The 11164-nt window shown below is 71.9% G+C and carries 8 protein-coding genes; 3 read left to right on the forward strand and 5 right to left on the reverse strand.

Annotation, left to right across the window (positions count from 1 at the left end; translation table 11 throughout):
* Nucleotides 1-84: 84 nt before the first annotated feature.
* The 4 genes from ACGFZS_RS30795 to ACGFZS_RS30810 form a co-directional block, all read right to left on the reverse strand.
* Complete coding sequence (locus ACGFZS_RS30795) at nucleotides 85-2544, reverse strand: [protein-PII] uridylyltransferase (protein WP_393797821.1); 2460 nt, start codon at nucleotides 2542-2544, stop codon at nucleotides 85-87.
* A 35-nt stretch (nucleotides 2545-2579) separates the two neighbouring features.
* Nucleotides 2580-2918, reverse strand: coding sequence for a P-II family nitrogen regulator (locus ACGFZS_RS30800; RefSeq protein WP_355726789.1), 339 nt, complete (start codon nucleotides 2916-2918; stop codon nucleotides 2580-2582).
* Nucleotides 2915-4255, reverse strand: a complete 1341-nt coding sequence (locus ACGFZS_RS30805) for an ammonium transporter (RefSeq protein WP_359215888.1) — start codon at nucleotides 4253-4255, stop codon at nucleotides 2915-2917. Before ACGFZS_RS30805 ends, ACGFZS_RS30800 begins: the two co-directional genes overlap by 4 nt.
* 331 nt (nucleotides 4256-4586) lie before the next feature.
* Nucleotides 4587-6071, reverse strand: coding sequence for a hypothetical protein (locus tag ACGFZS_RS30810; protein WP_393797822.1), 1485 nt, complete (start codon nucleotides 6069-6071; stop codon nucleotides 4587-4589).
* 457 nt (nucleotides 6072-6528) lie between these two features.
* Here ACGFZS_RS30810 and ACGFZS_RS30815 point away from each other — a divergent pair, with 457 nt between their 5' ends.
* Nucleotides 6529-7185, forward strand: a complete 657-nt coding sequence (locus tag ACGFZS_RS30815; RefSeq protein ID WP_393661351.1) for a bifunctional DNA primase/polymerase — start codon at nucleotides 6529-6531, stop codon at nucleotides 7183-7185.
* Nucleotides 7186-7284: 99 nt separating this feature from the next.
* Here ACGFZS_RS30815 and ftsY read toward each other — a convergent pair whose 3' ends face one another.
* Complete coding sequence (gene ftsY, locus ACGFZS_RS30820; protein ID WP_365691137.1) at nucleotides 7285-8478, reverse strand: signal recognition particle-docking protein FtsY; 1194 nt, start codon at nucleotides 8476-8478, stop codon at nucleotides 7285-7287.
* Between the two features lie 128 nt (nucleotides 8479-8606).
* On the opposite strand from ftsY, the gene ACGFZS_RS30825 reads away from it, so the two are divergent.
* Both ACGFZS_RS30825 and ACGFZS_RS30830 read left to right on the forward strand, forming a co-directional pair.
* Nucleotides 8607-10079 carry a cytosine permease gene (locus ACGFZS_RS30825; RefSeq protein ID WP_393797823.1) on the forward strand — a complete coding sequence of 491 codons (1473 nt, stop codon included), beginning with the start codon at nucleotides 8607-8609 and terminating at the stop codon, nucleotides 10077-10079.
* Between the two features lie 57 nt (nucleotides 10080-10136).
* A complete protein-coding gene (locus ACGFZS_RS30830) occupies nucleotides 10137-11108 on the forward strand; it encodes an LLM class flavin-dependent oxidoreductase (RefSeq protein ID WP_393797824.1) in 972 nt (323 codons plus the stop codon).
* The last annotated feature ends 56 nt before the right edge of the window (nucleotides 11109-11164 follow it).

An 11164-nucleotide genomic window follows, 5' to 3' on the forward strand; every position in this document is an offset into this window, starting at 1 on the left:
GGTCCTCGGAGTCGGGGGCGGTGAGCGTCTTCCAGGGTATCCGGCCGCGCAAGGAAGTAGTCCCCACCGTGCGCGACCGTGCGATCAGCCCCGCAGAGTCTCCTCCAGTTTGCGGGCCACGGAGGCCGCCTCCTCCGCGGGCAGCGGCGCGTGGTCGGTGCCGGTCACGTAGAAGGCGTCGACGGCGTTGGCGCCCAGCGTGCTGACATGGGCGCTGCGCACCCGTACCTCCGCGTCCTCCAGCGCCCGCCCGATGCGGAAGAGCAGGCCGGGGGCGTCCTGGGCGCGTACCTCGAACACCGTGGCGTGCCGGGAGGCCGCGGAGGCCACCGTCACGCGCGGCGGCGGGGCCACCCAGCCCCGGCGCCTCGGGTAGGCCGCGTCCCGTTCGGCGAGGCGGCCGGCGATGTCGAGCGTGCCGTCCAGGGCCCGCACCAGGTCGGCGCGGAGCCGGGCGGCCTGCGGCAGGGAGCCGTACTCGGCCGCGACCCGCCAGTCGAGCAGCAGCACCGTGCCGTCGTCGACGTCGTTCGGCAGTTCCAGGGCGCGCAGCTCGGCGGTGCGGACGGTGAGCCGGTGCATGGCCAGCACACCGGAGACGGCGGGCAGGACGCCCGGCTGGTCCGGTACGGCGATGAGCAGTTCCACGCCGAGCGGCTCGGGATCGCCGGAGGGCTCGTCCTCGGTCGCCGTCGGCTCGGTCTGGGCGCGCAGGGCGAGGACCGGGCCACCGGTGCGGAAGGCCTCGATGGCCAGCCGCTCCTGCTCGGCCGTGGGGGCGCCCGGCTCGGGTGCGTCGGTGGTGTCGTCGCCGGCGAGGACCGCCGAGACCCGCTTCACCAGGTCGGCGACGAGGGAGCCGCGCCAGGAGGACCAGGCCGCCGGTCCGGTGGCCAGCGCGTCGGCCTCGGTGAGGGCGTGCAGCAGCTCCAGGGTGCCCTGGGTGCCGACCGCCTCGGCGACCAGCCGGACCGTGGCCGGGTCCTCCAGGTCGCGCCGGGTGGCGGTCTCGATGAGCAGGAGGTGGTGGCGTACGAGCGTCGACAGGACCGCCACGTCCGCGCGGTCGAAGCCGATCCGGGCGGCCACGTCCTTGGCGATGATCTCGCCGGCCACCGAGTGGTCGCCGGGCCAGCCCTTGCCGATGTCGTGCAGCAGGGCGGCGACCAGGAGGAGGTCGGGGCGGTGCACGCGGCGGGTGAACTCGGAGGCGCGGACGGCGGTCTCGATCAGGTGCCGGTCGACGGTCCAGATGTGCACGGCGTTGCGCTGCGGCCGGCAGCGCACCCGCTCCCAGTCCGGGAGCAGGCGGGTGATCAGGCCCTCGGCCTCCAGCGCCTCCCAGACGTCCACGGTGGGGCGGCCGGAGCCGAGCAGGGTGACCAGCTGCTCGCGGGCCTCGGCCGGCCAGGGCGTGGACAGGGGGCGCGCGGTGGTGGCCATACGCCGTACGGCGTGCAGGGAGAGCGGGAGGCCGGCCTGGGCGGCGGCGGCCGCGGCGCGCAACGGGAGCACGGGGTCGCGTTCGGGGCGGGCGGCGCGGGCGAGCACCACCTCGCCGTCCTGCTCCACCACGCCCTCGGCGAGCGGGGAGCGCTCGGGGACCGGCTTGCCGCCGCCCAGCATGGCGCGCAGCCGCGGGCGGACGGCGCGCGAGCGCAGCACCCGCCCCACTTCACGCCAGGTGACATCGCTGGCGTACGAGATGACGCGCGCGGACTCGTAGACCTGGCGCAGCAGGGTGTCGGCGTCGAGGAGGTCCAGTTCGGCGGCGACCTGGTCCTGCTCCTGGAGGGCCAGGCGGTCGGTGGCCCGGCCGGTGGTGAGGTGCAGGGCGTCGCGGACGTCGAGGAGGAGGCGGCGGGCGTCGGCGAGGCCCTCGCGCGGGGCGTCGGCCAGCCAGGAGGCGGCGACGGCGCGCAGCGCGGTGGCGTCGCGGAGGCCGCCGCGGGCCTCCTTGAGGTCGGGTTCCAGGAGGTACTGCAGCTCGCCCTGGCGTTCGGCGCGCTCGGCGCACAGCTCCTGGAGTTCGGGGAGACGTTTCGGCGCCTGGTTGCGCCAGTCGGCGAGGATCGCGGTGCGCAGTCCCGAGGTGAGGCCGAGGTCGCCGGCGATGTGCCGGGCGTCGAGCAGGCCGAGCTGGACCTTGAGGTCCTCGCCCGCGGTCCTGCGGGCCTCGGCGGGGGTGCGCACGGAGTGGTCGAGGGCCAGGCCCAGGTCCCAGACGGGGTACCAGAGCCGGTCGGCGACCGCGGCGACCGCGCCGGAGTCGCCGCCGTCGTGCAGCAGCAGGAGGTCGAGGTCGCTGCGCGGGGAGAGCTCGCTGCGGCCGTAGCCGCCGACGGCGACCAGGGAGACACCGCCTCTGATGCCCTCGGTGGCCGCCGCGAACAGGCCGGTCAGCCACTCGTCGGTCAGCTCGGCGAGGGCGGTACGGCGCGGCGGCCCGGACCGCGCCCCCTCGGTGAGGAGGCGCAGCCGGGCCGCCGCGTAGCCGCTGGGTCCCGTGTTCTCCGCGTCGTTCCGAACTTCCGTACCCGTCACCCAGCGACTCCTGCCTGTATGCAGATGGTTCTGTTCTACAGCGCGTCCGGGCCGCGCTCGCCCGTGCGGACCCGTACGGCGGTCTCGACCGGGACCGACCAGACCTTGCCGTCACCGATCTTGCCGGTGCGGGCGGCCTTGACGACGACGTCGATCAGCTGCTCGGCGTCGGCGTCGTCGGCCAGCACCTCGATGCGGATCTTGGGCACCAGGTCGACCGTGTACTCGGCACCACGGTAGACCTCGGTGTGGCCGCGCTGCCGACCGTAGCCGCTGGCCTCGGTGACCGTGAGGCCCTGGACGCCGAAGGCCTGCAGGGCCTCCTTGATCTCGTCGAGCCGGTGGGGCTTCACGACGGCGGTGATGAGCTTCATGCGTCCACCTTCTTGCTCGTGCCGGCCAGCGACCCTCCGGAGACGGTGCTGACGACACCGCCGCCCGCGCCGCTGAAGTCGTATGCAGTCTCGGCGTGCTCGGCCTGGTCGATGCCGGAGACCTCCTCGTCCTCGCTGACCCGCATACCGATGGTCTTGTCGAGGAGGAAGGCGAGGACCGCCGAGGCGACCAGGGAGTAGGCGAGGACCGCGCCGACACCGGCGAACTGCTTCCACAGCTGGGTGAAGGAGTGGTCGCCGTAGAAGACGCCGGTCGCGGTGGACTGGCCCTTGCCGGTGGCGAAGAAGCCGATGAGCAGGGAGCCGATGATGCCGCCGACCATGTGGACGCCGACGACGTCCAGGGAGTCGTCGTAGCCGAACTTGAACTTCAGTCCGACGGCCGCGGCGCAGGCGACACCGGCGATGGCGCCGACGGCGATCGCGCCGAGCGGGGAGACCGCACCACCGGACGGGGTGATGGCGACCAGACCGGCGACCGCGCCGGAGGCGGCGCCCAGGGTGGTGAACGCGCCGTGCCGGATCTTCTCGTAGGCGAGCCAGGCGAGCATGGCGGCGGCGGTGGCGACCTGCGTGTTGACGAACATCAGCGCGCCGACGCCGTCGTCGTTGCCGAGCCAGGAACCGGCGTTGAAGCCGAACCAGCCGAACCACAGCAGACCGGCGCCGAGCATGACCAGCGGGAGGCTGTGCGGGCGCATCGGGTCCTTCTTGAAGCCGACGCGCTTGCCGATGACCAGGATGACGCCGAGGGCGCCGGCACCGGCGTTGATGTGGACCGCGGTACCACCGGCGAAGTCGATCACGCCGAGCTTGTAGGCCCAGCCGTCGGCGCCCCAGACCCAGTGGGCGACCGGGACGTACACGACCGTGAGCCACAGGGCGACGAAGAGCGCCCAGGCCGAGAACTTGACGCGGTCCGCGATGGCGCCGCTTATCAGGGCCGGCGTGATGACCGCGAACATCATCTGGAAGACCATGAAGACGAAGATCGGGATCGTGTAGCCGTCCCAGAGCTCCGTGAGGCCGATGTTGCTCAGGCCCAGCCAGTCGGAGTTGAAGCCGATGAAGCCGTTGCTGGAGCCGAAGGCCAGCGAGAAGCCGTAGAGCACCCACAGGATGGTGACGATCCCGATGCTGATGAAGCTCATCATCAGCATGTTCAGGGTGCTCTTGACGCGGACCATGCCGCCGTAGAAGAAGGCGAGTCCCGGCGTCATGAGCAGCACCAGGGCGGAGCAGATGAGCATGAAGCCCGTGTTCGCGGAGGACAGCTTGGGTGCCTCCGCGGCAAGCGTGATGGCGGCTGATGCCATCGGCGTCTCCTCGTCGGTTGTACGGCCCCGTGCGGGTCGGAGCGTGAGCGGTCCGGTCAAGCGGGGGGTGGGCCGGTTATGCGCCATGAGATTGGCGCAGCGCGGTTTCGGTCGTTGCCCCTCGTTGTTTCGCCGGAGTGACGAAGGCGCCTGGCGTGTTACGGGTAGATGAATTGCGAGATGTCCCGCTGCGGGATCGTTATCGTGGCGCAACCTTCCCTCGGAGGAAAGGAACCGGCCGCGGTCGGCCTTCCGATGACCTGGCGTGGGGGAGCCGAGTCGGGCAGTTCCGGAGGGCCGGCCGCGGCCGGGGTCTTGGGATTGCCGGGCTTCAGACCGCCTCGGCGGTCTCCGGGAGGTCGACGGCGAGCTGCTCGGTGAGGTCGACGACGGCCGCGAGGTCACCGTGGTCCCGGACGGCCGAGTCGACGGTCTTTCGAATACGAGTGTTGACGCGCTCGGAGCGGACCTTCTTGGCGATGCCCATGGCCTCGGAGGCCAGAACCGTGCTCTGCTCCGGCTCGCCGCGCAGCAGGTGCACGGTGGCCATGCCGATGAGGTTGAGCGCGTACGACCGCTGGTGCTCGGCGTCCTTGGCGAACAGCTCCACGGCCTTCTGCATCAGCGGCTCGGCGAGCGAGGCGTAGGTGGGGCTGCGGCCGGCGACATAGGCGAGGTCCCGGAAGGAGTGGCTGTTCTCGCCGTACAGCTCGGCCTCGGAGAAGAAGCGGATCCAGTCGGGATCCGGCTCGTCCCACTCGTCGGCCTCGGCGAAGGTGTCCTCGGCCATCCGGACCGCGCGCTTGCACTTGCCGGGCTGGCCCATGTTGGCGTAGGCGCGGGCCTCCATCGCATACAGCATCGACTGGGTGCGCGGGCTCGCGCAGTCCCGGCTGCCGTACTGGGCGAGGTGGATCAGCTCCAGGGCGTCGTCGGGCCGGCCGAGGTGGATCATCTGGCGGCTCATGCTGGAGAGGACGTACGAGCCCAGCGGCTTGTCACCGGCCTCCTTGGCCGCGTGCAGCGCGAGCACGAAGTACTTCTGGGCGGTGGGCTGGAGCCCGACGTCGTACGACATCCAGCCGGCCAGTTCGGCCAGTTCGGCGGCGACCTTGAAGAGCTTGCGCTCGGTGGCCTCGGGCTGGGGTTCCTGGAGGAGGTCGGTGACCTCGTGCAGCTGGCCGACGACCGCCTTGCGGCGCAGCCCGCCGCCGCACTGGGCGTCCCACTGGCGGAACATCACCGTGGTGGACTCCAGGAGTTCCAGCTCGGGCTTGGAGAGGCGGCCCGGACGGCGGGCGTCGGCCGGCGACTCGGGGGCCGACTGCGGGGAGCCGGGCGAGGGCACCAGCCAGCGCTGCATCGGCTCGATGAGGGACGGGCCCGCCGACAGGACCAGCGAGGTTCCGAGGAAGCCGCGCCGCGCCAGCATGAGGTCGCTGCGCGAGAACTCGCTGAGCAGGGCCACCGTCTGCGGGCCCGTCCAGGGCAGGTCGACGCCGGTCGCGGAGGGTGACTGGCGGGCGGCCCGCAGACCGAGGTCCTCGACCGAGACGACGCAGCCGAACCGCTCGGAGAACAGCTCGGAGAGGATCCTGGGGATCGGCTCGCGCGGATTCTCCCCGTCGAGCCAGCGACGCACCCTGGACGTGTCCGTCGAGATGTGGTTCGCGCCCAACTGGCGTGCCCTGCGGTTCACTTGCCGTGCCAGCTCGCCCTTGGACCAGCCGCTGCGCACGAACCACGAGTTGAGCAGCTCATTGGGGCGCTTGTCGGTACTGGTCGCGGTCGCCCCGCTTCCGCCGTTGCCGCCCACTGGAACGCCCCCATCCCTGAGACCACTTGATGCCGGATGCGCCAAGCCCTATCAGAATGCCGGTAAATACGGCTGCCCGTCCGGTAGTTCTCACCCTTCGAACGGGATGCCGAGTTGCCTCCGGCATACCCACGAGAGCATGTGCCCCCAGGCCTCGTGCACTCAAAGTAATCCTACGATCACTGCTCCAGCCATGGCGATCCCGGAAACGCCACCATTCGCCACCCCTTCGAATGAACTCACGATGCCCTTGGCGCGATTCACTTGACATAGGACGGCCGGGAGTAGGCGGAACGATGCACCCAGGGGCGCGTGTCCCCAGGTGCACCACCCAGGGCGCCTCAGGGCGCTGTCTTGACCTTGCGGGCGGAGGGGAAGGCGGAGCCGTAGCGTCACGTTCCGTTTCCGTCTCGTTCCGTGTCGTAACCACCGGCGCGCCGGACCCGTTGGAGGGGGCATGGGCTTCACGATCGGCGGCATTCGCGAGATCCGCTCCGGCACACGCCGGCGCGGTCGTTCATCGGACTGCACCGCCGTCGCCGAGTTCACCGGCCTGTGGGGCTGGGACGTCGTACCGGGTGCCCGGGCCGCGGCCGGCGTCTGTTCCTGCGGGCACGGCGACTGTCCCGCGCCGGGAGCGCACCCGCTGGACTTCGCGTCCCAGGTGTCCGCCGGGGCCACGCTGGACGAGGTCGCCAAGGCCTGGGCCGAGTTTCCCGGCGCGGCCGTGATGCTGCCGGTCGGCCGCGCGTTCGACGTGATCGAGGTCGCCGAGCCCGCCGGGCGCCGCGCCCTGGTCCGCCTGGAGCGCATGGGCCTGCCGCTCGGCCCGGTCACCGCCACCCCGCAGGGCCGCACCCAGTTCTTCGTCGCCCCCGGCGCCGCCGCCGAACTGCCCGCGCTGCTCTACCGCATGGGCTGGGACGACCCCACCTCCCTGGACCTGGGGGGCCTCGGCCCGGGCAGCCACATCACGGCTCCGCCGTCGGACCGGGGCGGCCTGGGTCCGGCGCGCTGGCTGCGCCCGCCGGCCCTGGACTCGGCGACCCGGCCGCCCGCCGCGAGGCTGCTGCTGGGGACGCTGGCCTACGTGGCACACCGGTCGCGGGCGTAGCCCCGCGGGCCCGTACGCCGAAGCGCCCGTCCCCCACCACTGCATCCTGGGGGCCGGGCGCCTCTCACGCGGTCGGGGGGTATCCGCATCCCCCTCGGGTCAGTCACCGATAAGGGCATCCACGAACGCTTCCGGCTCGAACGGCGCCAGGTCGTCCGCGCCCTCACCGAGGCCGATGAGCTTGACCGGGACGCCCAGTTCGCGCTGGACCGCGATCACGATGCCGCCCTTGGCGGTGCCGTCCAGCTTGGTGAGCACGATCCCGGTGATGTCCACGACCTCGGCGAAGACCCGGGCCTGCACCAGGCCGTTCTGCCCGGTGGTGGCGTCGAGCACGAGCAGCACCTCGTCCAGCGGGGCGTGCTTCTCGACGACCCGCTTGACCTTGCCGAGCTCGTCCATGAGCCCGGTCTTCGTGTGCAGCCGCCCCGCGGTGTCGATGAGGACGACGTCGACCCCCATCTCCTTGCCCTCCTTCACCGCGTCGAAGGCGACGGAGGCGGGGTCACCGGCCTCGGGGCCGCGCACGGTGTAGGCGCCGACCCGCTCGCCCCAGGTCTGGAGCTGGTCGGCGGCGGCGGCCCGGAAGGTGTCGGCGGCGCCGAGGACGACCGTACGGCCGTCGGCGACGAGCACGCGCGCGAGCTTGCCGGTGGTGGTGGTCTTGCCGGTGCCGTTGACGCCGACGACCATCACGATGCCGGGCTTGCGGTCCTCGGGCTCGGTCTTCACCGTGCGGTCGGCGTCGGTGCCGACCAGCTTGAGGAGTTCCTCGCGCAGCAGGCCGCGCAGCTCGTCGGGGGTGCGGGTGCCGAGCACCTTGACGCGCTCACGCAACCGGTCGACCAGTTCGGTGGTGGGCTGCACACCGACGTCGGCGGTGAGCAGGGTGTCCTCGATCTCCTCCCAGGTCTCCTCGTCGAGGTGCTCGCGCGAGAGCAGCGTGAGCAGCCCCTTGCCGAGCGCGTTCTGGGAGCGGGAGAGCCGGGCGCGCAGCCGGACCAGGCGGCCGGCCGTGGGCTCGGGGATCTCGATCTCGGGGGCGGCGGGCTCTTCCACGACGACGGGAGCCGAGCCGTCGGGAAGGTCGACCTCCTCTATCGTCCGGCGCGCTTCGTCGCGCGGCGTCTCGGCCTCGTCGCCGACGTGCGGCTCGGCCGGTGGCGCGGTGATGTCGGGCGCGGCGGGGGGCGGCGGGGGCAGCGACTTCTTGCGCCGGCTGCCGACGATTAGCCCGCCGAGCGCGCCGAGCACGACCACGGCGATGACTACAGCAAGGATGACGGTTTCCATAACCCGTCCAGTATCCATCCCTCCCTCGCGGCCGACTTTGTTCCCTCGCGTAGGAGTTTCCGGATGATTCTCCGATACCGATCGTCCCTTTTGAGCGGATTAGTCGGACTAACGTACGATGATTGACCATGAGCACCACCGCCCACCACGACGGCCCGCTCGAACATCTCGAAGAGTCCCTGGAGCACCACGGCCTCGAAACCCGGGGCATCGAACCGGTCCCGGACGCCGAGCGCACCGCGACGACCCGCGGCCTGCTCCCCACCTGGATCGCCGCCAACATCACCGTCCTGCTGGTGACCATGGGCGCGGGCCTGGCGGTCTCCTTCGGGCTGAACTTCTGGCAGATCCTGGTCGTGGGCACCGCCGCGCCGATCGTGTCGTACGGCCTGGTCGGACTGGTCGGCATCGCGGGCAAGCGCGGTGGCGCGCCGGGCATGGCGCTGTCCCGCGCGGTCTTCGGCCAGCGCGGGAACCTGCTGCCCGGCGCGCTGATCTGGGTGGCGCGCTGGGGCTGGGAGACGATCAACGCGGTGACCGGCGCCTACGCACTGCTGACGGTCCTGGACATCCTGTTCGGCGTCCGGCGCAACACCGCCCTGGTCGTCGTCGCGCTGCTGCTCTTCGTGATCGCCACGTTCGCCATCTCGGGCATGGGCATCAGGGCGGTACGGCGCTGCAACCGCTGGGCGACCTGGCTGTTCGGCGCCTTCTCCGTGCTGGTCCTCGGCCGGCTGGTCATGAGGACGGACTGGAGCGGGGTGTTCGGGCAGGAGGCCGGTTCCGCGGCCGCGATGGTCACCGGGGCCGGGCTGATCGCGGCGGGCGGAATGAGCTGGGCACCGGCGGCCCCGGACTTCACGCGCTATCTGCCGGGTACGGCGTCCTCGGCGGCGATCGTACGCAACACGGTCGGCGGCGCGGGGATCGTCGTACTCCCCATGGTCCTGATGGGCGCGGTGACGGCGTCGGGCATGCCGGACCTGGCCAGGGCGGCCGACCCGGTCGCCTTCCTGGGCGCGGCCCTCCCGCTCTGGCTCGCCGTGCCCTACCTCCTCATCACCCTGGTCGGGATGGTGCTGATCAACGCGATGTCGATGTACTCGGCGGGCTTCACCGCCCAGACCCTCGGCTTCCGGATCCCCCGCCCCTGGGCGGTCTCCGTCAACGCGGTCATCTCGCTGGTCCTCGGTGGTGTCCTGATGCTGGCGGCGACCTCGTTCCTGGGCTCCTTCATCGCGTTCCTGTCGCTGCTGGCGGTGGCGTTCTCGGCATGGGTGGGCGTGTTCGGGATCGACATGCTCCGCCGTCGGGAGTACGACGCCACGGCCCTCCTCGACACGACCCCGGCCGGCGCCTACTGGTACCGGGCGGGCTTCTCCCCCGCCGCCGTGACAGCCTGGGCGCTCGGCCTGGCGGCGGGGCTGCTCTTCACCAGGTCCGACTGGTTCACCGGGCCGTTCGCCACCGGCAACCCCGTCGGCCGGTACGGCCTCGGCTGGGTGGCGACGATCGTCGTCTCGGGTCTGCTGTACGCGGTGCTGCCGAAGCCGGCGGTGGTACCGGCGGCGCCCAGGAACCCCACGCCTCTGGCTGTCTGACGCACCGTCAGCTACTGTCCCCGCACACCAGCCCGGCCAAGGTGAAGGGGAACTCCCATGCCCGTCTCGGTCGTCCGCTTCAACCTCGTCGAGCCCGGCGCCGACCGGGCGTCCCTGGGTGCCCGTTACCGAGCGGCCCTCGACATGGCCGCGTACGCCGACGAGCACGGCGTCACCACCGTCCAGACCGAGGAGCACCACGGGGTCGAGAACAACTGGCTGCCGTCGCCGTTCGCCTTCGCGGGCGCGGTGTTCGGGGCGACCCGGACCATCGCGGTGACCGTGTCGGCGGTGATCGGCCCGCTGCACGACCCGCTGCGGCTCGCGGAGGACATCGCGGTCCTCGACCTGCTCAGCGGGGGGCGGCTGGTGACGGTGGCCGGGATCGGCTACCGGCCCGAGGAGTACGCCCTGTTCGACGTGGAGTGGAAGCGGCGGGGGAAGCTGCAGGACGAACTCCTGGAGACGCTGCTCAAGGCCTGGACCGGCGAGGAGTTCGAGTACCGGGGCCGTACGGTGCGGGTCACGCCCCGCCCCCTCACCGACCCGCACCCCCTTCTCCTGGTCGGCGGCTCCTCCCGCGCCGCCGCCCGCCGCGCCGCCCGCCTCGGCCTGCCGTTCTTCCCGAGCGCGCATCTGCCGGAGCTGGAGGCCTACTACAAGGAGCGGCTCACCGAGTACGGCACCGAGGGCTGGACCATGATGCCGACCGCCGAGACCCCGCTGCTGCACATCGCCGAGGACCCGGACCGGGCGTGGGCCCGGTACGGCGAACACTTCCTGCACGAGGCCCGGACCTACGCCTCCTGGCAGTCCGGCGACATCCGCTCGGCCGTGCGCTCGACGGCGACGACGGTGCCGGAACTCCGCGCGGAGGGCGTGTACCGCATCCTCACCCCCGAGGAGTGCGTGACGGCGGGGCTGGACAACCTGGTACTGCACCCACTGGCCGGCGGCATGCCGGTCGATGAAGGCTGGCGAAGCCTCCGACTCTTCACGGAGACCGTCCTTCCGGCGCTACCGGCGTAGCGGGGGCCCGGCCTCTCGGCGGGTGGCGACGGAAGGGCCCGGCACCGCCGGTCAGC

It is taken from the genome of Streptomyces sp. NPDC048288 (assembly GCF_043201555.1).
Lineage (GTDB): Bacteria > Actinomycetota > Actinomycetes > Streptomycetales > Streptomycetaceae > Streptomyces.

What these genes read in the sequence shown, in the direction of transcription:
- ACGFZS_RS30800 (WP_355726789.1), bottom strand. Translation starts at nt 2,918, where the DNA reads ATGAAGCTCATCACCGCCGTCGTGAAGCCCCACCGGCTCGACGAGATC.
- ACGFZS_RS30825 (WP_393797823.1), top strand. Translation starts at nt 8,607, where the DNA reads ATGAGCACCACCGCCCACCACGACGGCCCGCTCGAACATCTCGAAGAG.
- ACGFZS_RS30805 (WP_359215888.1), bottom strand. Translation starts at nt 4,255, where the DNA reads ATGGCATCAGCCGCCATCACGCTTGCCGCGGAGGCACCCAAGCTGTCC.
- ACGFZS_RS30815 (WP_393661351.1), top strand. Translation starts at nt 6,529, where the DNA reads ATGGGCTTCACGATCGGCGGCATTCGCGAGATCCGCTCCGGCACACGC.
- ACGFZS_RS30830 (WP_393797824.1), top strand. Translation starts at nt 10,137, where the DNA reads ATGCCCGTCTCGGTCGTCCGCTTCAACCTCGTCGAGCCCGGCGCCGAC.
- ftsY (WP_365691137.1), bottom strand. Translation starts at nt 8,478, where the DNA reads ATGGAAACCGTCATCCTTGCTGTAGTCATCGCCGTGGTCGTGCTCGGC.